Origin of the sequence: Bacillus sp. FJAT-27001 (assembly GCF_019039175.1) — a bacterium.
Taxonomy (GTDB): Bacteria; Bacillota; Bacilli; order Bacillales; family Bacillaceae; genus Bacillus; species Bacillus velezensis.
In genome coordinates this window covers 255,221-278,374 of the sequence record NZ_JAHOAA010000003.1, presented here as the reverse complement: position 1 = coordinate 278,374, position 23,154 = coordinate 255,221, and the positions used below count along the sequence as shown (strand labels likewise).

General features: G+C 49.1%; 21 protein-coding genes. 4 read left to right on the top strand and 17 right to left on the bottom strand.

Features of this window, described 5'->3' with window-relative positions:
• Positions 1 to 129: 129 nt before the first annotated feature.
• Together lipL and BGM27_RS11550 are read right to left on the bottom strand one after the other, a co-directional pair.
• Positions 130 to 993, bottom strand: a complete 864-nt coding sequence (gene lipL / locus BGM27_RS11555) for an octanoyl-[GcvH]:protein N-octanoyltransferase (RefSeq protein WP_007407665.1) — start codon at positions 991 to 993, stop codon at positions 130 to 132.
• Positions 994 to 1,039: 46 nt separating this feature from the next.
• The gene (locus BGM27_RS11550; protein WP_007407666.1) at positions 1,040 to 1,939 is read right to left on the bottom strand and encodes a cysJI operon transcriptional regulator CysL; all 900 of its coding nucleotides are present in this window, start codon (positions 1,937 to 1,939) and stop codon (positions 1,040 to 1,042) included.
• 115 nt (positions 1,940 to 2,054) lie between these two features.
• Here BGM27_RS11550 and BGM27_RS11545 point away from each other — a divergent pair, with 115 nt between their 5' ends.
• On the top strand, positions 2,055 to 3,032 hold the full coding sequence (locus tag BGM27_RS11545; protein ID WP_007407667.1) for a YeiH family protein: 978 nt from the start codon (positions 2,055 to 2,057) through the stop codon (positions 3,030 to 3,032).
• Between the two features lie 37 nt (positions 3,033 to 3,069).
• On the opposite strand, the gene pta is transcribed toward BGM27_RS11545, so the two are convergent.
• Positions 3,070 to 4,041, bottom strand: coding sequence for a phosphate acetyltransferase (pta, locus tag BGM27_RS11540; RefSeq protein ID WP_007407668.1), 972 nt, complete (start codon positions 4,039 to 4,041; stop codon positions 3,070 to 3,072).
• Between the two features lie 262 nt (positions 4,042 to 4,303).
• Here pta and hemQ point away from each other — a divergent pair, with 262 nt between their 5' ends.
• Complete coding sequence (gene hemQ, locus BGM27_RS11535) at positions 4,304 to 5,068, top strand: hydrogen peroxide-dependent heme synthase (RefSeq protein ID WP_003151011.1); 765 nt, start codon at positions 4,304 to 4,306, stop codon at positions 5,066 to 5,068.
• Positions 5,069 to 5,186: 118 nt separating this feature from the next.
• On the top strand, positions 5,187 to 5,966 hold the full coding sequence (gene bacG / locus BGM27_RS11530; protein WP_007407669.1) for an NADPH-dependent reductase BacG: 780 nt from the start codon (positions 5,187 to 5,189) through the stop codon (positions 5,964 to 5,966).
• A 16-nt stretch (positions 5,967 to 5,982) separates the two neighbouring features.
• Here bacG and BGM27_RS11525 read toward each other — a convergent pair whose 3' ends face one another.
• From BGM27_RS11525 to BGM27_RS11495, 7 genes are all read right to left on the bottom strand, one after another.
• A complete protein-coding gene (locus BGM27_RS11525) occupies positions 5,983 to 7,182 on the bottom strand; it encodes a transaminase BacF (RefSeq protein WP_007407670.1) in 1,200 nt (399 codons plus the stop codon).
• A gap of 12 nt (positions 7,183 to 7,194) precedes the next feature.
• Positions 7,195 to 8,376, bottom strand: coding sequence for a bacilysin exporter BacE (locus BGM27_RS11520; RefSeq protein WP_007407671.1), 1,182 nt, complete (start codon positions 8,374 to 8,376; stop codon positions 7,195 to 7,197).
• A complete protein-coding gene (gene bacD / locus BGM27_RS11515; RefSeq protein ID WP_007407672.1) occupies positions 8,373 to 9,791 on the bottom strand; it encodes an alanine--anticapsin ligase in 1,419 nt (472 codons plus the stop codon). Before bacD ends, BGM27_RS11520 begins: the two co-directional genes overlap by 4 nt.
• 17 nt (positions 9,792 to 9,808) lie before the next feature.
• On the bottom strand, positions 9,809 to 10,570 hold the full coding sequence (gene bacC / locus BGM27_RS11510; protein WP_007407673.1) for a dihydroanticapsin 7-dehydrogenase: 762 nt from the start codon (positions 10,568 to 10,570) through the stop codon (positions 9,809 to 9,811).
• Complete coding sequence (gene bacB, locus BGM27_RS11505) at positions 10,567 to 11,277, bottom strand: 3-((4R)-4-hydroxycyclohexa-1,5-dien-1-yl)-2-oxopropanoate isomerase (protein WP_003151000.1); 711 nt, start codon at positions 11,275 to 11,277, stop codon at positions 10,567 to 10,569. The genes bacC and bacB overlap by 4 nt, the downstream gene beginning before the upstream one ends.
• Entirely contained in the window at positions 11,267 to 11,881 is a 615-nt protein-coding gene (locus BGM27_RS11500) for a bacilysin biosynthesis protein BacA (RefSeq protein WP_020954358.1), read from the bottom strand. Before BGM27_RS11500 ends, bacB begins: the two co-directional genes overlap by 11 nt.
• A 161-nt stretch (positions 11,882 to 12,042) precedes the next feature.
• Positions 12,043 to 13,281, bottom strand: coding sequence for an MFS transporter (locus tag BGM27_RS11495; protein WP_007407675.1), 1,239 nt, complete (start codon positions 13,279 to 13,281; stop codon positions 12,043 to 12,045).
• 222 nt (positions 13,282 to 13,503) lie between these two features.
• Between BGM27_RS11495 and BGM27_RS11490 the strand changes: the two genes are divergently transcribed.
• On the top strand, positions 13,504 to 14,706 hold the full coding sequence (locus tag BGM27_RS11490) for a multidrug effflux MFS transporter (RefSeq protein ID WP_007407676.1): 1,203 nt from the start codon (positions 13,504 to 13,506) through the stop codon (positions 14,704 to 14,706).
• A 32-nt stretch (positions 14,707 to 14,738) separates the two neighbouring features.
• On the opposite strand, the gene BGM27_RS11485 is transcribed toward BGM27_RS11490, so the two are convergent.
• The 7 genes from BGM27_RS11485 to rfbD form a co-directional block, all read right to left on the bottom strand.
• Positions 14,739 to 16,157, bottom strand: coding sequence for an amino acid permease (locus tag BGM27_RS11485; RefSeq protein ID WP_007407677.1), 1,419 nt, complete (start codon positions 16,155 to 16,157; stop codon positions 14,739 to 14,741).
• A gap of 24 nt (positions 16,158 to 16,181) precedes the next feature.
• Positions 16,182 to 17,864, bottom strand: coding sequence for a M20 family metallopeptidase (locus BGM27_RS11480; protein ID WP_007407678.1), 1,683 nt, complete (start codon positions 17,862 to 17,864; stop codon positions 16,182 to 16,184).
• Between the two features lie 71 nt (positions 17,865 to 17,935).
• Positions 17,936 to 19,483, bottom strand: coding sequence for an L-glutamate gamma-semialdehyde dehydrogenase (gene pruA / locus BGM27_RS11475; protein ID WP_003150992.1), 1,548 nt, complete (start codon positions 19,481 to 19,483; stop codon positions 17,936 to 17,938).
• Between the two features lie 207 nt (positions 19,484 to 19,690).
• The gene (locus BGM27_RS11470; protein WP_007407680.1) at positions 19,691 to 20,977 is read right to left on the bottom strand and encodes a Glu/Leu/Phe/Val family dehydrogenase; all 1,287 of its coding nucleotides are present in this window, start codon (positions 20,975 to 20,977) and stop codon (positions 19,691 to 19,693) included.
• A 188-nt stretch (positions 20,978 to 21,165) separates the two neighbouring features.
• A complete protein-coding gene (gene bslB / locus BGM27_RS11465; protein ID WP_007407681.1) occupies positions 21,166 to 21,627 on the bottom strand; it encodes a biofilm surface layer hydrophobin BslB in 462 nt (153 codons plus the stop codon).
• A 215-nt stretch (positions 21,628 to 21,842) separates the two neighbouring features.
• The gene (locus BGM27_RS11460) at positions 21,843 to 22,298 is read right to left on the bottom strand and encodes a dTDP-4-dehydrorhamnose 3,5-epimerase family protein (protein WP_007407682.1); all 456 of its coding nucleotides are present in this window, start codon (positions 22,296 to 22,298) and stop codon (positions 21,843 to 21,845) included.
• Positions 22,295 to 23,143 carry a dTDP-4-dehydrorhamnose reductase gene (rfbD, locus tag BGM27_RS11455; RefSeq protein WP_007407683.1) on the bottom strand — a complete coding sequence of 283 codons (849 nt, stop codon included), beginning with the start codon at positions 23,141 to 23,143 and terminating at the stop codon, positions 22,295 to 22,297. Before rfbD ends, BGM27_RS11460 begins: the two co-directional genes overlap by 4 nt.
• Positions 23,144 to 23,154: the final 11 nt, after the last annotated feature.

Genomic DNA, 23,154 nt, shown 5'->3' with positions numbered 1-23,154 from the left:
AATTATTTGGAACCTACATAAATATATTAATCAAATAAGGTATATAATGTAAACTAGTTTTCATATAACACTTCTTTTTTCACTATAACTAAATAGTATATAATTACCAAAAACAAAAAAAGCCCGGACTTAGTCCAAGCTTTCCTGCGTGCCGAACACCTTCTCATTCCGTTCCAGCATTCGGGTCAGATTTTTTTCAAATACCATTTCCTCTTCCGGCGATAATCCGGCTGCATACAGGCGTCCGCTGAGTTCCTTCAGTTCAGTCAAAAGCGCCAGCATTAAGTCCTGCACGGTAATGTCCGTTTGCAGCAATTCGCTTAATGAAGCCATCGTTTCGGGCCGGATATCGGGATATACGCCTTTTGTATCGTTGCTTTTGTCTTTTAAAGCGGCTTGATAGAAACGTCTGATCAGATCGGCGCGTTCGCTTCCGCTTTTATCGGCGCAGAGGTAAATCTGAACCGCGGTTCCGCCCCGCAGGCGTCTTTGTGAGATTCCCGCGAATTTTCGGCCGCCGATGCTGAGATCATAGCTGCCCGGACAGTACGATCCTTTAATTTCATATGCTTCAATTTCGGCATGGTGCGGACGCAGCATCCGCCGCACCAGCTCTGTCATCGCCTCGTAGCCTCTGTCGATGTCGATGCCTTTTTTTTCGTCTTCAAAAATAAGGGAGATATTCAATACGCCTTCGTCCAGTACGACGGCGAGGCCTCCGGAATTGCGGACAATGACACGGTAGCCTTCGTCCTCCAGCAATTTCACGCCGTCCTCTAAAAACGGCAGGCGCGTGTCCTGAATGCCGAGCACGATCGTCCGGTGGTGCACCCAAGAGCGTGCCGTCGCAGGCGATTCCCCTTTGCCTACGGAGGCGCACAGCGTATCATCCATTGCGAATGACTGCTTCGCATCAAAATAAGGGCCGAGGCTGGATTGGTCAATGATTCTCCAGCTCGGCTGCATCAGTAAATCAATCGGTTGCTTTCCCATCTATATTAAATCCCTTTCGTCATAGGCTTTCCATGCATTTATTATATCACTCCGCTTGTGATGATTGAAATTGGCTTTTCAAAAGAGCGATGAAGATTTCTTTGTTTTTTGTGTTCTCCATAATGGAAGATTGGATGATAGACAGTTTCCGTTTTAAGGAGAATCCTTTTATCTCAAGCACGGAAATGCTGCCGTGAAGCAGATCCTTTTGCAGCACGCTTTTTGACAGTACGGAAAGACCCATTCCGCTGATCACGGCTTCCTTGACGCCCTGGTTGCTGCTGATCGTCATCATGGATTTCGGCCGCAGTCCGTTTGATTGAAGGACGTGGTCTAAATATTCCCTCGTTCCCGAACCCTTCTCCCTCGTCACCCACGCTTGATTTTGCAATTCAGCAGCCGGGATGTTTTTTCTGCCGGCGAGCGGGTGTCCGTTCGGTGCGGCAATGCACAATTCATCCTCCATAAACGGCTGAATGTCGAGCTCGTTTTTCCCCGTATGCCCTTCAATTAATCCGATATCGGCTTGAAGCATCCGAACCGCTTCGCTGACCTCCTCCGTGTTTCCGATCATGACGTCCAGGTTCAGCTCGGGATACTCGTTATGAAGCTTTGCGAGAAGCGGCGGCAGAATATATTCGCCGATGGTAAAGCTCGCGGCGATTTTGAGCTTCCCTTTGACATAATGATGATGGGCGTAAATTTCGGATTTCGCCTGTTCGTACAAAAAGACCATCTGCTTGGCGCGCTGATAGAGAATGTCCCCCGTCGGCGTAGTCGTAAAGTGCTTCGGAGAGCGGTTCAGCAAGGCGGTTTGAAATTCTTTCTCCAGGTTTTTAATGTGAAGGCTGACGCTCGGCTGAGAAATCATCAGCTTCTGCGCCGCCTTTGTAAAGTTTTTTTCTTCCACGACGGCAATGAATGTTTTCAGTTCCCCATAATACAAAAAGCATCGCCCCTAATCATTATTTTTCCTAATCGTTTAGATCATATAAATATATTTTACTAATGATTAAGACCGCAGTAAAGTGGAGTTATCAAGATAATGGGAAGTGACTGAGATGAAGATGGTAAAAGGTGTTTCAGTTACCGCAGGAATTGCGTTTGCGGCTTTCTATGTCAGCCGCCTGCCGTTTTTGCAAATGCTCGGAATGCTTGTCCTTGCAATGCTGATCGGCATGCTCTGGCGCGCCGTATTCGGACAGCGGGCGGCATTAGAGCCGGGGATCGCGTTCTCAAGCAAATACTTGCTGAAAGCAGGCATCATCCTGCTTGGCATGAGACTGAATCTGGCGGATATCTATCATGCGGGCTGGCACGTATTTGCAATTGCCGTCTGCTGTATGATGTTTGCGGGTGCCGTTGTATACGGACTGTCCCGGCTGTTCCGTATAGATCAGACACTCAGCACGCTGACAGCCTGCGGCACAGCGATCTGCGGGGCGGCTGCCATTGCCGCGATCGCGCCGCAGATCAGATCAAATGAAAATGCAGCCGCCATCAGCGCGGCCGCCGTTTCGTTATTAGGAACCGTTTTTACTGTTGTATATTCTCTTGCTTATCATGGATTGGGCTTTTCTCCTGCGGCTTACGGAGCCTTTTGCGGGGCAACGCTTCACGAGGTGGCGCATGCGGCGGCGGCCGGCAGCGCCGGAGGAAAAGCAGCCGTCGAGATGGCGGTGATCGTCAAACTGACCCGGGTCGCGCTGCTCGTCCCGGCCGCATTCATGCTCGGAATGCGGGCGCGCCGCAGCGGAAAGTCAAAGACGGCTTCTGCCGCTTCGCTCCCCATCCCTTGGTTTATCTTCGGATTTCTCGGAATGAGCGCCATCCATACATCAGGCGTTATTTCAGCCTCGTTTTCCGCGTTTCTTGTTCAAGTGTCTTATGTTTTCATCGGCATGGCGATGGCGGGTCTCGGTTTGAAAGTCCATATATCGGCGTTTCGTCATAACGGCTGGCGGGCGCTCGCAGCAGGCTTGATCGGTTCTCTCTGTTTGTCCCTGTTCGGCTGGGCCGCAGTGACGTTCTTTCTATAAAAAAATGCCGGCCCTCGTAAAGGCCGGCTTTTGCGGATTACAGCGCTTGAGCAGCCGTAATTAACGCAAGATTGTAGACGTCTTCCGCATTACATCCTCTGGAAAGATCGTTTACAGGCATATTTAATCCTTGCAGAATCGGTCCGACCGCTTCAAAGCCGCCTAAGCGCTGAGCGATTTTGTAGCCGATGTTTCCTGCTTCAAGGCTTGGGAATACAAATACATTCGCGTCTCCTTTAATGTCGGAGTCCGGCGCTTTTTTCTCCGCGACAGACGGCACAAATGCAGCGTCGAATTGGAATTCGCCGTCAAGCGTAAGCTCAGGCGCTTTTTCCTTCGCAATTTTCACCGCTTCAGCCACTTTGTCCGTCTCGTCTGATTTCGCCGATCCTTTTGTAGAGAAGCTGAGCATGGCAACGCGCGGGTCAATGTCAAACATTTGAGCCGTATTGGCGCTTTCAATGGCGATTTCGGCAAGGTCCTGGCTGTCAGGAGAAATGTTGATCGCGCAATCAGCGAACACATACTGCTCGTCACCGCGGGCCATGATGAAGACGCCTGATGTTTTTTTCACGCCTTCTTTTGTTTTGATGATTTGCAGTGCAGGGCGCACCGTATCAGCAGTAGAATGTGCAGCTCCGCTGACAAGTCCGTCTGCGAGACCTTTGTACACAAGCATCGTGCCGAAATAGTTTTCGTCCAGCAAAGCTTTGCGGGCCTGTTCTTCCGTCGCTTTGCCTTTGCGGCGTTCTACGAAAGCCTGAACGAGTTCTTCCATGCCTTCATATGTATGCGGGTCAAAAATGTCCACGCCGTCAAGCGTAAGATTTAATTCTTTCGCTTTTGCTTGAATGTCTTCTTTATTGCCGACTACGATCGGCTTTAATACCTTGTTGCCCGCCAAGTTGTTGACCGCAACCAGGATACGTTCGTCCAACCCTTCAGGAAATACGATTTTCACATCTTTTCCTGCGACTTTTTCTTGTACTTTTGTAAATAAATCTGCCACGATATACCCTCCTCTATGTTGACAAAAAACGCTTACTTTTACAGCATACTCTTCTTCCAGCTAAATTCAAATAACCAACTTCTATTATAGCGCTTTCAAAAAGAAATCTTATTTTTCTAACTAATTTAATTGACGGTTTGTTTCACGGTTTAGTTTCTGACACAAGGCTTCGGATTATTCAAGGTTTCTCCACAGCCGAAACGGTTAAACTGTGATATAGTGAAGGCATCAATGTAATGAAAAGATATAGGAGTGAAGATACATGAGTGAGCAGCAAAAAACGAACGAAGCCGCCCAAACGCTTGACGGCTGGTACGCGCTTCACGATTTCCGCACAATGGACTGGACGTCATGGAAGATGTTATCCAGCGATGAGCGCCTGTCGATTATTCACGAATTTACGGGACTGCTTGAAAAATGGGGTGTCGCCCAAAAAGAAGGCAAAGGCTCGCAAACCATCTACAGCATCGTCGGACAGAAAGCTGATTTTATGCTGATGATTCTTCGCCCGACAATGGAAGAGCTGAACGAAATCGAGCTTGAATTTAACAAATCAAAGCTTGCTGAATTTACAATCCCGGCTTATTCTTACGTGTCCGTGGTTGAGCTGAGCAACTACCTCGCAAGCGGAGAAGGCGATCCGTATGAAAATCCGCATGTCCGCGCCCGCCTGTATCCTGAGCTGCCCGAAGCGAAATACGTCTGCTTCTATCCGATGGATAAAAGAAGAAGCGGCAATGACAACTGGTACATGCTTTCTATGGATGAACGCAGAAACCTGATGAGAAGCCACGGCTTGATCGGACGGAGCTATGCCGGCAAAGTCAAACAGATTATCACGGGATCTGTCGGTTTTGACGATTACGAATGGGGCGTTACGCTCTTCAGCGATGATGTGCTTCAGTTCAAAAAACTTGTTTATGAAATGCGCTTTGATGAAGTCAGCGCGCGCTACGGCGAATTCGGTTCATTTTTTGTCGGAAACCGCTTGTCTCTCGACACGCTTCCGAAGTTTTTGCACGTGTAACACCCACCCGCCTGTCCGGCGGGTTTTTATTTGTCAGAATTTAAATAAAATTTGCTATTTTTATCATTTTTTTTTACGATGTAAAGGAGATTCCATTTTGGTAAAGGGGTGCAGACAGTTGTCAAAACGAACCGCGTTTATTATGGGAGCCAGTCAGGGGATCGGCAAAGCGATCGCTCTGAAACTGGCGGACAATGGCTTTCATACCGTCATTAATTCACGAGTTCCCGAAAATATCGAATCGGTAAAAGAAGAGATCCTCGCCAAACATCCGGATGCGGGCGTCACCGTTCTGGCCGGGGATATGTCGGACCAGAAGACAAGAGCCGGCATTTTTGAAGAGATCAGATCACAATGCGGACGGCTTGATGTATTGATCAACAACATTCCGGGCGGCTCGCCGGATACCTTTGAAAACTGCGATATAGAAGATATGACAAATACCTTTACGAATAAAACGATCGCTTATATCGACTCTATGAAAACGGCCGCAGCAATCATGAAGCAGCACGAATTCGGCAGAATCATTAATATCGTCGGAAACCTATGGAAAGAACCCGGCGCCAATATGTTTACCAACAGCATGATGAACGCCGCTTTAATTAATGCCAGCAAAAACATCGCCATTCAGCTTGCGCCTTTTCACATTACTGTCAACTGTCTGAATCCCGGGTTTATCGCCACAGACCGTTATCACCAATTCGTGAAGAATGTCATGAAGCAAAACGGCATTTCTAAAGCGGAAGCGGAAGAACGGATTGCCTCAGGCGTCCCGATGAAGCGTGTCGGAACTGCGGAAGAAACCGCGGCGCTGGCTGCCTTTCTTGCCTCTGAAGAAGCCTCCTATATTACCGGACAGCAAGTATCAGCCGACGGCGGCAGCATGAAAAGCATATAATAAAAACATCCCGCTCTCAGCGGGATGTTTCTTGTAATGAAGGAAAGGACAAACCGAGCTTTTGAATCCGCAGCACGAATTCCCTCAAATCGCCCTGCTTGGCCACCATTGATATTCTGACATAACGCTTTCCGCCGCTGCCGAAAATCTCGCCGGGCGTCACGACAACATGGGCATGCTCCAGCAGATAGTCCGAAAACTGGTGTGAAGACTCGAATTCATTCGGAATTTCAGCCCATACATAAAAAGTCCCTTTCGATTTTTCAATGCTCCAGCCTAATTCCTTTTCACATAACACCGTGAAAAAGTCAATCCGTTCTTTATATGTGCGCTTCAGACGCTCGGTATGCTCAGGATTTCCTGACAGCGCCGCCGCTGCCGCCTGCTGAAGACCGCCGAACATGCCGACGAAGACGTGATCCTGAAACTCATTGACCGCCTGAATGATTTTCTCATTCCCCACGGCAAATGCCATTCTCCAGCCTGCCATATTGAAGGTTTTCGAAAATGAATAAAGCTCCGCGCCGACCGTTTTCGCTTCTTTCGCCTGAAGAAAGCTGGCCGGGTTCTGATCAAATTCGAACGCGCCGTATGCAAAATCGTGAATAAGGTGGATGTCATGTTTTTTTGCAAACGCTGCCGCTTTTTCATAAAACGCCTGATCCGCAGTCGCGCCCGTCGGGTTATTCGGGTAATTCAAAAACATCAGCTTGGCTTTTTTCAGGACGGCGGGATCAATCCGCTCAAAATCCGGCAGATAGCCGTTTTCCGGATGAAGCGGCATCTCATGCAGCTCCGCTCTGGCCATTGTAATGCCCGATAAATACTCAGGGTAGCCGGGGTTCGGGACTAAGGCGATATCGCCGGGATTCAGCAGGCATTGCGTCAAAACGTACAAACCAGCTTTCCCTCCGCCGAACAGCGCGACTTCTGTCTCCGGATTGACCGATACCCCGTACTCTCTCTCATAAAATTCCGCGATGGCTTCTTTCAGAAACGGATAGCCTCTGAACGGGCCGTATCCGTGATACGAAGGATTCAGCGCAGCCTCCCGCAATGTTTCAACGATATGCGGCGGTGTGGGGAGATCGGGATTCCCCTGCCCGAGATTAATGATCTGGGCTCCCGTTTTCTCCATCTCTTTTACCTTTTGAAAAACGAGCGAAAATTCCTGTTTCGGAAGTGTCTTGATGACGTCGGACGGTATGATTTCCATCTGAAAGGCTCCTTATAAATGAATTTGCTCTGATTCGTTATTCCGTTCTGAAAAGGATTTATTGACCAGTTTTGTATGCAGAAACAGCCCGCTGACCAAAAGGACGATAAACGCCATGATGACTGCCGCGTCTACAATGTTGATCAGCATGGAACCGACGGCGATGCACAATCCGATGGAGGCCTCCGCCACCGAAAAAATCCGGCCCTGAATCTGGTTCGCCGCGTTCTCCTGAACTTTGACCTTCGCCAGCACCTCACCGTATTCCATTGCGATAAAGAAAAGAATGGCGGCAATGACTGACACGGCGAAAATCGGGGTAAACAAAAACAGCGCAAGCGAGACGATCGATAACACTGTAAAATACATCAGCCCTTTATTGTTGTTAAAGCCCCATTTGCTGACAAGAGCGGCGCCGATAAAGCCGCCGAAGCCGATACAGAACGTCAGGATGAAATTGCCGATTTCCCCGTCGCCTAAAAAGCGGCTGACAATCGGGAAATAGCTGTAGACGACACCCCACAAAAGCGCCATCGTAATCATCGTGAACATGGCGTTTAACACAAAAGCATTTGTTTTGATTTCCTTCAGGCCTTCTTTAAACGACTGAAAAGCTTCTCTCACGTTTTCTGACTGAATCGGCACGTATTGAAGCTTAATGCGGCTGATGAAAAACGCGGAGACAAGATAGGTCACCCCGTTAAAGGCGACGGCAAGCTCCACAGAACCGCCTAACAGAAAAAGTCCGCCGGCTGCAGCGCCGACAATAATCGAAATCGTCGTGGCTTTTGCAAACAAAGTGTTGATATTTTTAATATCCGCTTCTAAAGACGACATGACCGCGAGACGTGCCGGGTTAAAAAACACGCCGCTTCCGTAAGAAACAAACAGCAGCGCCAGAAAAAGCAGCGGATATTCGCCTTTCGGGAGAAATGTCAGCCCCAAAAAGATGACGCCTCTGATCACATCCGTCCACAGCATGATTTTCACCCTGTCGAGCCGGTCCACGAGCACGCCTAAAAACGGCTGAAACACCATCGGAATACTGCGGACCGCGATGACGCCGGACGTCACCCAGTAGTCGTGATAGTATGTAGACAAAATGAGCAGAGCCGGGAGAACGCAATAGTCTCCCATAAACGAAAGCGCCTGCCCGAAAAGCAAATACTTAGAGTTCGGTTTCAGCTGTTTCATACCGGTAACGCATACTTTGCAGTCAGCTTCGCCTGCTGCTGAATTTGTTTGATTGATTCGGCCACGTCACCCGAATTGCTTCCTTTCAGCTCGAACGCCGCAATGCTGTTGAACGCTTCGAACAGCCGCAGATCCACGGATGTACCCGCCTCGGCCGCCGAGAAAGAAACGATTTCGGTGTCTCCCTTTAAGACGCCGTCGGGAATGTCAATGCTTTCAATGACGAAATCGACAGCCGTCTCAGGCAGCTGGCCGTTTTCTTTGAAATGCTGAGGATACAAGTGGCAGTCGGCGACATAGCATGGCTCCTGCTCCAATAATCCTTTCGGCAGATCGGCTTCTTTTCCGAAACAGAGAACATCCAATAACAGCTGCGCCATATCGACGCCGAAGACCTTTTTAATATTCGGAATCATGTTCCAGCCCGCAAATCGTGCCGCTGATTCAATCAGTCCGGCTTCCCGGTTTTTCATTAATTTAATCTCTGTATGTGTTGCGCAGTTTTCGAGGCCGAGTCCTTCATTCGCCTTTTTGGCTGCTTCGACGATTTTCCGCTTCGCGTCATCATCCAGGATGGACGGCGTAATATGCGATGTCTCCGTGAATCCGATTTGCGGTGTTTTATCATGAATTGCGACAGGGAAGTATTCTCCGTCGGCCATGATGCCTTCTATGCTGATATAGTCGGAATAACCGCTTGTTTCGTACCAGTCGTCATACTCGCCCTGCAAAAATTCTTCCGCGATAAACGGCGCTTCAAACGTGACCGCTTTCGGTACGTTAATCGACTTCAGGTATTCATTGACTCTGTTAAATTCGGCTTCTGCCGTTTCCCTCTCTTTGATGAGCGTCACGCCGATGGAGCTCGCCAGGTATGTAGGCTTCAGAATGAGCGGCGTTCCGATTTCCTGAAGCGCGGCGCGGAAATCTTCCAGCGTCGTCACCCGTTTGTTTTTGATAGACTTGACGCCGGCCCGGTTGAAGGCGGCTCTCATTTTGTTTTTATCTCTGGCATTTTCAGCGGCCTGTACGCCCGCTCCCCGCAGGCCGAGACGTTCACACGCTTTTGCCATCGGAGCGATAAACAGTTCATTGTTGGTCGTAATGGCGTCAACCGCGAACATGCCGGCCACCTTGACGATTTCTTCGACTACTTCTTCCTCAGGTTTGTCATGATCTTCATGAGCCCAGTAAATCGAATCGGGATGCTCAAAATCAGCCAGACTCTTAAAATAGTCTTTATCTTTTATGACCGCGACCGAGTATTTTTCAATTAATGCCGCATGAGAGGCTGTAATTGCAAAAGGTCTTGGAATAAAGCTGACGAGGTTGTATTTTTCGGCTGCGCTTTTGTAAAACATATGCGGCGGGCATCCCCCAAGGTCAGCGATAACCAATACTGTTTTTCTCTCCATATGTAAACACTCCTTCTCTATTGTGCGGTGTATCCACCGTCTGCGGTGATCGCGCTTCCGGTCATATAGCTTGATAAATCCGACGCGAGAAACAGCATGACGTTCGCTATTTCTTCAGGCTTGCCGAGTCTCAGCAGCGGATTGACTTTCGCTTTTTCTTTTTTGATTTCTTCAAGCGTGCCTTCGTTGTTTTCAAGGAACGACTTTTCATTCAAAGGTGTGTCAATGATTCCCGGGCACACGCAATTGACGCGGATGTTGTGTTTGGCGTAATCGACGGCCATCGAACGCGTCAGCTGCAATACGCCGCCTTTAGAGGCGTTATATGCGGGAATGTCGGGCCATGCAACGACTCCTCCGACGGAGCACGTGTTAATGATATTGCCCTTGCCGCTTTTGAGCATATACTTGAGCGCGTGCTTGCTCATAAGAAACATGCCCGTCAGATTGACGTTGAGCACCTTGTTCCAATCGCTCAGCTCCATCTCATGAATCGGCGCGACAATTTCGATGCCGGCGTTATTGATTAACACGTCCAATCCGCCGAACTTGTCCGCCGCTGACCGGATGGCGTTTTGACATGCCGGCTCATCTGTAATATCTGTCTGCACAAAATGCAGCCTGTCATTGTTTTCTTTCCTGATCATCGCTTCTCCCTGCGCCTCATCAATATCCGCGACGACCACATTCGCCTGCTGATTCAGAAACGCCTGAACCGCGGCATAACCGATGCCTGATGCGCCCCCTGTGATGAGGACAGTTTTATCCGTCAGGTTCATGACTCTTTCGCCTCTAATTTTTTCGCTTTTGCTCTGTTATAGCGCGGAGGGAAAAAGATATTGACTGATTTTGAATCTTTTTCAAATCTGTTGATGGCGCCGTGATCTTCTCTCGGATCGCAGAAATAAGCTGTGCCGAATGTCATATCCACTTTGCAGCCTTCAATGGTCATATCATAGCCGCCGCCGATGCAGATGCCGATCTGTTCATTGCGGTGTTTATGGAACGGCATTTCTCCCCCGTTGCCCGGAATGTTGGCAAGCATGATTTCCACCCAGTCTTCCACGAAGAACGTGACTTCCATACCGGGCAATAAGTCTCTCGTTTTAAAAATATTCAAAAAATAATCTTCAGGGCTTGTGTAGGTTTCACCGGCTTTCAGGCGTTTAATATCAATGGCGATCACTTCTTGATCCGTCTCATTTCTTGCGCCGTGAGGCACATTAGGAGGCGCGATATAGGCTGATTCCAGCGCTGTCATCTTTCTTGTGACATCTCCGACAGTCATGGACAGCTCGCCGGAAACGACAAGGCCGATTTGGACTTCCTTATGCTGATGCGGTTCCACGTTTGTATGCGGCGGAACGTAAGAAAGCAGAACTTCCGTATCTCCTCTGACGGACGAATATTGTCTTACTCCGTTATCCCATTCTATTAATTTAGGCGTCGGGAAATAAAGTTCCTGCAAATCTTGTTCAGTTTTCATCATGAATCTCTCCTTTTCCGAATAATGACCAGCTCATGGGAATGCTTTTAAATGTTTTGACAAAGTGAAGGCCGTACTTTTGTCTGGCCAGCTCATTTGTCAGCGCGATGTCGGACAAACCGTCCTTCACTCTTTTCGCGGCTGCGCTCGTTGAGTTCACCAGATCAAACGTGACATCTTTACGGGTAAAATACTTAATCAAATTGATAGGAGACGGGTGGGATACGATGACAGTCTGTTCAAGCATATCATCCGTATATTCAAAACCGGGCCGGACAGCCAGGCCGTACATCGGGGTGTCGCACCTGAAAATTTGCAGAAGCTGCAGATCCGGTCTCATGTAGAAGTGCTTAATGCCGTCATACGCGTGAGGCACAATTGTGTATTCCAGCGGACTTTGAAGCGTTTTTTCAATGCACGATTCAAATGTATCATGCAGTGATAATTTACTGTTCACCCCTTGGAGAAGGGTAAAATTGGTGATGAAGTTTTTTGCTGCGTACTCACTGCTTGTCCCTTCAGGACCGAGCGTGTTGATCGTAATCAGTTTAGATATTGAATAAGCCTTGCTTTTCGTTTGAATGCTATTATCCAATATAATCATGAGCACCAACCAATCTGTTAAATTTTAAGTAAATATTATCCATAGATGTTCAAGCTGTCAATATTATTTGAAAATATTGATAATTATTCCTATATATTAGAAAACACCCTATGAAATAGGGTGCTAAAAATTAACATTTACAAAATTATAGAAACTTTATTTTACCGATACAATGATTGGTCGGCCTGATGCTCATATTTCCCATACCTTCTGTATGCGAAAACGCTGAGGACAAAGCCGATGAGGGTGACGGCCGCACAGATAAATCCAACAGCTGCATATCCGTATCCGACATAGACCGGACCCATGACAGCAGAACCCAAGGTGACGGCCAAATTGGACGCCAGGCTGTAAAATGCCATGATTTTGCCCCGGCGGCTCTGTGAGCAATCACTTAAAATGGTGCTGAGCAAGGTCACCGTCAGGCTTTGCATCAATCCCCAGACGAATAACCCGATGACCAAAAACGGCATTGATGACGGCGCATAGGCGAGACAGGAAAGCCATATGCTGATCACGGCCAATGCCGCGATCAAAGAGCGCATTTTCCCCGCCTTATCTGCGATTTTTCCGGTGAACACGCTCATGGAAAAACCGATTCCGTACACCATGATCAGCAGCCCTGAAGCTGTATTCCCCCCCGGCAGCACGCGGTGAAGATATGTGCCGAGAAAGGAATACATGCCGTAGAAACCGATCATGTTACAAAAAGTGATCGTGAGGTATACAGGGACACGGGGCACCTTCAGCGCATCCCGGAAAGTGCCTGCCTGCCGTCCGTTTTCCTCTTCTGTTTTATCCCCATCCGCCGTGCTGCGGCGCGCCTCAATGAAAATGAGCGAAGCAACGAGGACAGACATGAGGGCGAAAATCCAAAACGTCCACCGCCAATTTAAAACGCCGCCGATAAAAGAGCCGATCGGAACGCCGAAAATCAAAGCGAGCGACCAGCTTGACACGATCAGGCCCATCACCTTGCCGCGGTACGCATAAGGCACACGGTCGCCGACCACCGCATAAGCTGTCGGCACAAACGCACCCGCCGCAAGCCCGGAAAGCGCCCTGCCCAGAAAGAAGAAAAAGAGATTGTGCGCCAACGCGCAGATCACCGTGCCGGCCGTAAATATAAGCAGCCCCGTCATCAGGCTGAGTTCCCGGGAATATTTATCTCCCAGCGGAACGAGAAGCGGCGCGCCGATAAAAATCATCACTCCGTAAATACTGATGGAAAGCGCCAGCACACTGACATCCGAGCTGAAAGCCCGCGCTAAATCCGGAAGCAGCGGAGAAATCACCAGCTCTTCAGAACCGGCGGCAAATACGCCTAATGTCAAAGCAAGCGCGAGACAGATCGGAAATCGGCGTTTCGTTTCGATGTGATCGGTTTGTTTGCTGTTCATGCTCTTTGAACACCTCTTCCGTAAAACTTTTCTACCTTTTGTTGTTTTATAGTTTAGCATCCTTATGTTTCATTTTACATTTCAAATGAAAACTAATTCTGTTTTTTTATTTACATTCAGATTTTAAATAAAATATTTAGTTTGTATTCAATAAATGATATAAAATACGCCGTCCGGTTATGCTATAGTGATAGAATCATTTGTTAAGGTGGGGGTCATGGAATGAATAACACTGATTCAAAGGCCGCCCGCGCAGGCCTCGGCATGGTACTGATTCTCGGAACGCTCGCTTCATTCGGGCCGCTTTCGCTCGATATGTATCTGCCCGCTTTGCCTGAAGTGGCGGCCGATCTTCATACGACAGCGTCACTTGCGCAGCTGAGCCTGACGTTTTGTCTTTTGGGGCTGGCGGTCGGGCAGATCGTTGTCGGGCCGCTCAGTGATATGATCGGGCGCCGGAAGCCGCTCATTCTGTCATTGCTGCTTTATACGCTGTCTTCTTTATTATGCGCCTTCAGCCCTTCTGTTTCGTTTTTAATTGTCATGAGGTTTATTCAAGGATTCACCGGGGCGGCCGGAATCGTCATCGCACGGGCTTCCGCACGCGATATGTATTCCGGAAAAGAATTGACGGCTTTTTTCTCATTACTGATGCTCGTCAATGGGGCGGCGCCGATTTTAGCGCCGATTACAGGGGGATTTATCCTTCAGTTCGCCGGCTGGAAAATCGTATTTGTCGTGCTGGCGGTGATCGGCTGTATCATTTCTGCCGCCGTGCTTACGGCGTTGCCTGAATCACTCCCGCCGGAAAAGCGGACAAGCGGCGGACTCCGGGAGACGCTGATGACGTTTCGGGGCCTGCTTGGCGACCGGATGTTTATGGGATTTGCGCTCAGCCAGGCATTTGTGATGACCGGCATGTTCGCATATATTGCCGGGTCGCCGTTTGTACTGCAAAACATCTACGGCGTATCGGCGCAAATGTTCAGCCTGCTGTTCGCCGTAAACGGTGCGGGAATCATATGCGCCACCCAAATCACCGGACGGATGGCCAAAACACATGATGAACGGAAGCTGTTTGTCTCCGGGCTGTTGATCGCCGTCATCGGAAGCATCGCTTTGCTTTTATCACTTGCGTTTGGTTTAGGCCTGACGGCGGTCTGCATTTCATTATTCATCATTGTTTCTTCTGTCGGGATCGTCACGACGACGGGATTTTCTCTGGCTATGCAGAAACAGGAGAAAGGCGCGGGAAGCGCTGCAGCTCTTCTCGGACTCCTGCCCTTTATCGGCGGTGCGGCTGCCGCTCCCCTGGTCGGTATTGCCGGAGAAGAAAATGCCTGGCCGATGGCCGTCAGCATTTTCGGTTTTGAGTTCTTTGCCGTTCTATCCTATGTCCTGTCGGCCAAACGAAAAACAAAGTAAAGCCCGCCGCTTTTTGCGGAGGGCTTTTTTTCTTATCCGGCAGCGCCTTTTTCCGAAGAAGCCTGCTCACGCTTCAGGCGTTTTTTAATACCGAAGTGATAATACGCGTAACAGATGATCATCAGCGGGACGCCGCAGTACAGACCGATACGCTGGTCGGGGATAAAGATGAGACTGATTAAGATAAGCCCGTAAATCGAAAATCCGAGAATCGGCACGATCGGATAAAGCGGCGTTTTAAATGCCAGGTCTTTCAGATTTCCTCCTTCAGCGAGAAAGCGTCTCCGGAAAACGAATTGTGAAGCGCAGATTGACATCCACGCGACGACGGTAATCATACCGGAGATGGAAATGAGCCACACATACACCGTTTCAGCCGCGAATACACTTGTCAGCAGGGATAAACCGGAGATAGCGATGGTGATGGAAAGAGCTTTCAGAGGCACGCCTTTTTTCGTCAGTTTCGTTAAGGAAGCGGGGCCCATCTTAGTTTTTGATAGGGACCACATCATTCTGGATGAAGCGTACAGCCCGGAATTCGCCACCGACAGCATGGCGGTCAGAATGACAAAGTTCATGATATCAGCCGCATAGGGAACGCCGATTTTATCCAGCACAGCCACAAACGGGCTTTCGATGACGCCTGCCGTTTGGTACGGCAAAATGGACACGAGAACAAACATCGCCAGCACGAAGAAAAACAGCGTCCGCCATATGACGTTTCGGATTGAGCGGGGAAGCGTCTTTTCCGGATTTTCGCTTTCTCCCGAGGCGATTCCGACCAGCTCGGTGCCCTGGAATGAAAAATTCACCATGACAAGGGTAAACAGCACGGCTTGGGCACCGTTCGGGAAAAGCCCTTTGTCCGTCGTAAAGTTTGACAGATACGGAGCCGTCTGCCCGCCGTTAAAACCGACAAAGCCGAATACCGCAGCGCAGCCGAGAATAATAAACAATACAATGGCCATGACCTTAATGCTGGAAAACCAAAATTCCATTTCCGCAAAACTCCGTGCAGACAGCGCGTTAATGGAAAAAATGACGACGCCGAATACAAGGCACCACACCCAAATCGGAACGGCCGGAAACCACCGCTGCATTAAAATCCCCGCCGACGTCAGTTCAAGCCCCACTGTATTGGCCCAGCTGAATGCGTACATCCATCCGATCGTAAAACCCGTCGACGGCCCGAGAAACTTTGCCGCATACGCTTGAAATGATCCTGCGACCGGCATGGCGACCGCGAGCTCCCCCAAACAAAGCATCACCAGATACATTAAAAATCCGCCGATCACATAAGCCAATATCGCGCCGATCGGTCCCGCTTCACTGATCGTAAAACCGGAGCCCAGAAAAAGCCCCGTCCCGATCACGCCGCCGAGGGCGATCATAAACAAATGCCGGCCCTTCATCGTGCGCTGCAATTCAGTTTGATTGGTATCTCCCTGCATATACATCCCCCTTATTCCGTTATGTCAGCCATTTGTGCGTATGTCTAATCGGTAGCTGTGCAAAAGGTGCATTGTCGTCTGCTGAATGAGTTCCGGCAGCACATGGAATGTGTACGGCTTGTACACGCGTTCCGTCCATTTATGGCCGTCCTTTCCGTATACCCCTATATTGACCGACGGAATATTCAATTCCCTGATTTCTTTAAAAGGAATCGTCCCGATGACATCCCAGCCCGGAAAATTATCGGTAAAGGCGGAGACCTCCTCGTCTGTTTCATGCAGCGATAAAAAGCTTCCGTCCGCTAAATAAGGGAAAAACTTTTTAAAGGCGAATGTTTCTCCGGTTGACGCCGCTGTTTTATCGACCGCTTCTTGAATGACATGCTGCAAAAGCCGGTCCCGTGTGCTCTCTTCTTTCAGATAATTGTGCGGAAGGTAAGGCGGCGCATAGAAAATAATGACCTTGGCTCCCTGCTCAGGATCGAGTTTTTGCAGTTCCTCGACGGCTTTAAAGCATCTCATCCGCAGTTCAAGATGTTCATATGTTTTAAATGCCTGCCCGATACACTGTGCAGGGTCTATCCCGCGGCTTCTCAGCCTTTTCAGGTAATCTTCCAGACTGTACACTTGAACGTTCCATGACATCTCTTTTTTCGGCAGGCTCGTTCTCTCACAGTATTCGTCGTAATAATCAGATAATTTTCGTTCTGTCTCTTTGCAGGCTTCGTCAGCCACGGCGGTCAGCTGATCCATGACTTCTTTGGCGGTTTTCTCGTAAATAAAATAATTAAAATAGACATAGCTGCTGACGGCGGTCTGCACGTTATACGCTTCCTTGTTGTCACGCTGGTACAGGCAGGTCGGCGGAAGCACAAGCTCCCCTTCAATGTTTTCCGCCATATGAATATTGTTGTGAATTCTTCTGGTGATTTCTGACGCGATCAAATTCGGATCGATGCCGGACAGCGTATCACCGACATGCACCTCCCGCCCGTAAATCGCAAAGCAAGGCAAAAGCTTCCCTGCCGCGCCCGTGTAGATGTACCTTGTCGTGTCACCCTCATACAGCGGGGTGATAAAATCGTTATTAATCGCTGCTAAATAACGAAGCTGCTTTTCTTGTTTCAGCCGTTTTAATTCAGAAATGCTGGTTAAAATGCCGGAATGCTGGCTTTCTTCATCCGGGTTTGCCATGAACAGAATATGGCCCGGCAGCTGATCACGCCGTTCAGAAAAGTGAAGCAGATTGGCGAGATGAACGGCAATACCGCTCTGCATATCAACCGAACCCCTTCCGAACATCCACTCGCCTGAGCGGGCGTCCCGCTGCACATCCCGATCAAATTCATAGTTTGAGAAATACTCCGCGAGACGGTCGGAATCAAAAGCGATATCTTTTAAAGGGCCGAAATCCTCGATGCCGACCGTATCAAGATGAGCGTGATAAATGACCGTATTCAGGCTTTCGCCGTTTCCCTCAATAAATGCGAAAATATTTTTGCGGCCGTAAGGGTCCTCAGGAATCGCCTGCTCCCACACATGTGACGGATTCTCCTGAAAGTAGGGAAAGCTCTTGATCATATCTTTGATATAGTCGGCTTTTTTTCCTTCTCCCAATGTGCCGTTGATGCTGTTTAACGCCACCAGTGATTTCGTAATGGCTTCTATTTTCTCCTCCGGAAGCATTTTGCTGAGCTGCTGATACATATTCCATCCTCCTTACCCTCATATAGAGAAAATAGCGCGACTCTCTTTTTCATCGCGCTATTTCCGAAAGATTAATAGGCTTCAGACGTTGTTTTTGCCTGCATATGAAGAATCAGATAGTCAGGTCCTCCGGCTTTTGAATCGGTTCCTGACATATTGAAGCCGCCGAACGGCTGGTATCCGACAATTGCTCCCGTACATCCGCGGTTGAAGTATAGATTCCCGACGTGAAAATCTTCGCGGGCGCGTTCAATGTGCGCGCGGGTTTTCGATAACAGAGCGCCCGTCAGTCCGTAATCGGTATTATTGGCAATCTCAAGCATATGGTCGAAATCACGGGCTTTTGAGATCGCGACGACCGGCCCGAAAATTTCCTCCTGCATCAGGCGGGCGTTTTCATCAACATCCGCAAAAATGGTCGGCTGAATAAAGTATCCTTTTGAATCATCACCTTCGCCTCCCGTCAGGAGTTTTCCTTCTGTTTTGCCGATTTCGATATAACTCATGACTTTATTATAAGATGCTTCGTGGATGACTGGCCCCATGTATGTATCAAAATCTTCCGGACTTCCGACGGTGAGTGATTTTGTTAAAGCGACGGCTTTTTCAACAACTTCATCATAGACGTCCTGATGGATGACCGCACGGGAACCGGCTGAACATTTTTGGCCTGAGAATCCGAAGGCGGAATACACGATTGAGGAAGCGGCAAGATCAAGATCAGCATCTCTGTCTACAAGCACCGTATCTTTCCCTCCCATTTCGGCAATGACCCGTTTCAGCCACTTTTGGCCCGGCTGTACTTTTGCGGCGCGTTCATAGATGCGGCATCCGACCGCGCGGGAACCTGTAAACGACACAAATCTCGTCTTCGGATGCTCAACCAGATAGTCGCCGATTTCTCCTCCGTCGCCCGGTATGAATTGGAGCACGCCGTCCGGCAGGCCCGCTTCTTTCATCACTTCAACGAATTTCGCCGCCACGACAGGCGCCGCATCCGCCGGTTTCAGCAGTATCGTGTTGCCTGTTACGATGGCTGCCGCCGCCGTTCCCGCCATAATCGCAAGCGGGAAGTTGAATGGAGAGATGACGATCCCCACCCCAAGCGGCTCATAGTGATACTGATTATATTCTCCGTCACGGCTCTTTACAGGGGAACCGTCTTTCAGTTTCAGCATCTGACGGGCGTAATACTCTAAAAAGTCGATCGCTTCCGCCGTATCAGCATCCGCTTCCTTCCACGGTTTTCCCGCTTCTTTCACTAGATACGCGGAGAATTCGTGCTTTCTTCTGCGGATGATCGCCGCCGCTTTAAACAGCACATTCGCGCGGTGTTCCGGCCGTACTTTTTTCCATGTTTGAAATGCCTGCAGCGCAGCCTGCATGGCCTTTTCCGCAAGTTCTTTTCCGGCGGCCGATACAGAACCGATCACTTCTTTTTTATCTGCCGGATTGACGGAAATGATCTTTTTATCCGTTTCAATCGCTTCACCGTTGATGATAAGCGGATAATGCTTGCCGAGCTGTGAATTCACATAAGCCAGCGCTTCCTGAAACGATTGTTTATTTGTCTCTTCCTGAAAATTTGTAAATGGTTCGTGTGCGTATGAAACTGTCATTAGAATTCCTCCCCGTATTTTGTAATGTGTGCTCACGCTTTATGATGATGCAAGAAGCATACCAGCATAGCAATTTGTGATAAAAATAAGAAAATCTTTGCCGAAAGCGGACGAAGCTTGTCCGAATCTGTCAGCTGCAATCTGAAAACGCAAAGAAATTTTGCGATCCGCTATATAACTGATGCAAAATCTCTTTGCGGATAACACTTATACCCAGCCGCGGAACCGGGCCGCTTCAGCCGATTTTCTGATGCCCGTCATATAGGCGGCCAAACGCATATCGACTTTGTGGGTATGCGCTGTCTGATAAATGGATTCAAACGAATTCACCATGACGCTGCGCAGTTTTCCGGCGACTTCCTCCTCAGACCAGTAAAAGCCTTGATTATTTTGCACCCATTCAAAATAAGACACCGTCACGCCGCCGGCGCTTGCCAAAATATCCGGCACGAGAAGCACGCCTCTTTCATTCAGAATTTTCGTGGCATCTATCGTTGTCGGGCCGTTTGCCGCCTCCACAATGATTGAGGCTTTAATGTGATGGGCGTTTTCAGCCGTAATCTGATTGGAGATTGCGGCGGGCACGAGAATATCACAGTCCTTTTCCAGCAGCTCCCGGTTCGTTATGACATCCGAGAAGAGATTCGTCACCGTGCCAAAGCTGTCCCGCTTATCCAGCAGGTAATCAATGTCAAGGCCGTCAGGGTCATACAAAGCGCCGTGGGCGTCTGAGATGCCGATCACCTTGGCGCCGGCGTCATGCATAAATTTAGCGAGAAAGCTCCCCGCATTTCCGAACCCCTGAATGATGATCCGCGCATTTTCCAATGGAATCCCTTTTTTCTTAACGGCTTCCTCAATACAAATCGTGACGCCTTGCGCGGTCGCCGTTTCCCGCCCCTGTGAACCGCCGAGAACAATCGGTTTGCCCGTAATGAATCCCGGTGAATCAAATTCTCTCAGGCGGCTGTATTCGTCCATCATCCATGCCATAATCTGCGAGTTGGTATATACGTCGGGAGCCGGAATATCCTTTGTCGGACCGACGATCTGGCTGATCGCACGCACATATCCGCGGCTCAGCCGTTCCAGCTCTCCGAATGACATCGTCCGAGGATCACAGATGATGCCGCCTTTTCCGCCCCCGTAAGGAAGATTTGTGATGCCGCATTTTAAAGTCATCCAGATGGAAAGCGCCTTAACCTCTTCTTCACTGACTTCCGGATGAAACCGCACGCCCCCTTTTGTCGGGCCGACTGCGTCATTATGCTGTGAGCGGTAGCCCGTGAAAACCTGTACTGAGCCATTGTCCATTTTGACAGGGATGCGGACGGTCAAAAGCCGCATCGGCTCTTTCATCAGTTCATACATATTGTCAGGGTACCCCAGTTTTCGCAGGGCCTCTTTTATGATCGATTGTGTTGACAAGAACAAATTAAGAACTTCTTTTTCTTCATCTTTCTGATTGCTTTTAGAAATCGGGTTGGCTGACATGTTTTATCACCTCATCGTATTTTACGTGTAAGCTTCAATTACCGGCAGAACAAAATGTAAGCGCTTTTACACCAAAACCCATCAATCCCTTTCACATTGTCGTTACGCCCTTTTTTATATGCAAGATTCATGCCAGGTTTTTTGCGCATAAAAAAAAAGAGGCTGTTGTCAGCCTCTTTCATCCCCGATTAACGCGGGTCAATAACCAGCTTTGTTTCGGCATAAAGACTGCCGGCCCCCAAACCGTTTACGTAATCGCCTTTAATTGTATAAGTGCCCGCGCGCGGAAGATTTTTACGCACTAGGACGAGATTGTATTCAGACGCGCCCAGTAAGTCAAGGGTAAGCGGAAGTCTGACCGTTTTTCCGTAGTTGAGAATTTGCGTTTCTTTCAGTGTTCTTCCGTTTACAGAGTCCCTCACAGTGGCGTTGAACCCGTCAGGAAATTGAAATTCAACGGCGCCGACGGCAAGCAGCGCATTCGGCTTGTATGTGACTTCAATATCAGACGTCGCGTATTCTTTCGTACTATTGACGGTTTTCGCTTCAATAACGGCAGATTGGGCGTTCGCATGAAAAGATGGCAAGAACACAGATGAAAATACCGCAGCACTGATGAGAAAGGCCGAAAATGATTTTCTTTTTAACATCATGAATTCCTCCAGATCATATGGGATTCAGAGCGTCCTCTGCCGGAAAAGCGTGTCTGATGGTTCCATTCGCGAATTGGGTTTCTCTTTTCCTGAGAATAATCTACCACCTTTATCCATGGAAGTAAATTATTTTTTAGAATATTCAATCATTTATTTTTCACGAGATGAATCAGCACAAAAAACGAAGACATCCGCTGTCTTCGTCTTGTGCGCTATCGGTGAGCCGTCTGCCAGTCAAATCCGATGGTGTCATCATTCCACGGAATTCTTTTTTCGTCAGGCTGATCCGGATTGTAGGACATTGTCGTGAAATAAATAATGGTCAGCGGGGTTTCACCCAGCACTCTGTACCCGTGTGCGACGCCCCTAGGAATGAGAAGGAGCATCGGATTGTCTTCTCCCATGTAGTAGACATCCGTTTCTCCCTTGGTTGCCGACTCTTCGCGAAGGTCATGCAGCACGACCTGGGCGTGGCCCGTCGGAAAAAACCACAGGTCATCCTGTTTCTCATGATAGTGAAATGCTTTAATGACGCCGGGGTAGCTTTTGGACCAGGAAGCCTGCCCGAAACGCTCTAAGAGATGTTCATCGTCACGGACGAGTTCTGAGAAAAAACCCCGGTCATCGCTGTGTTTGATCAGCTTTTTGATTTTTACGCCTTCGATCACTTGCACTGTCCCTCCCTTTGTAAATAATCATGCAGCGCTTCCCGCCAATGCCTCATGCCGAGCCCCTGCCGTTCAATCGACTCAAGACTCAACACCGAGTAAGCGGGGCGCGGCGTCTCATTTCCGTATTCCTCCGTCGTGACGGGCAGCACGGAGGCGGTTCTGCCGCTTTCTTCAAAAATAGCCTTGGCAAATTCATACCAGCTGCACACTCCGCTGTTTGCGGCGTGGTATAAGCCCGGCGGCCTGTCAAACAGACCGATCACCGTTTCGGCTAAATCCTTTGTGTACGTCGGCGCTCCGACTTGATCGTTAACGACACGCACCTGATCATGTGTATCCGCAAGTTTCAGCATCGTATTGACAAAGTTGTGCCCGCCGCTGCCGTACACCCACGACGTTCTGATAATGGTGTGGTTTTTTCCCGTTAACCGGATCAGTTCTTCGCCGAGTTTTTTGCTTTTTCCGTAAATCGTGCCCGGATCTGCGGGATCATCGGTCTGGTATGGCCGTGTTCCTTTGCCGCTGAAGACGTAATCGGTGCTGATGTGAATGAATTTCGCGCCGGTGTTTTCAGCCTCAAGCGCGGCATAATAAGCGCCGATTCCGTTTATTAAATACGCTTTGTCGAGCTCCGTTTCACATTTGTCAACGGAGGTGTATGCCGCCGTATTGACGACGATATCCGGCTTGTAATGGCTGAACGAGTGCCGCACCGAACGCTGGTCGGATATGTTCATCATCGCTTTTGTCAAGGCGATCACTTCATACCCTTCCCGCTTCAGCTGGCGGCATAACTCCCGCCCCAGCTGGCCGGCCGCTCCGGTTACTAATACCTTCGTCAATCGGATCCCCT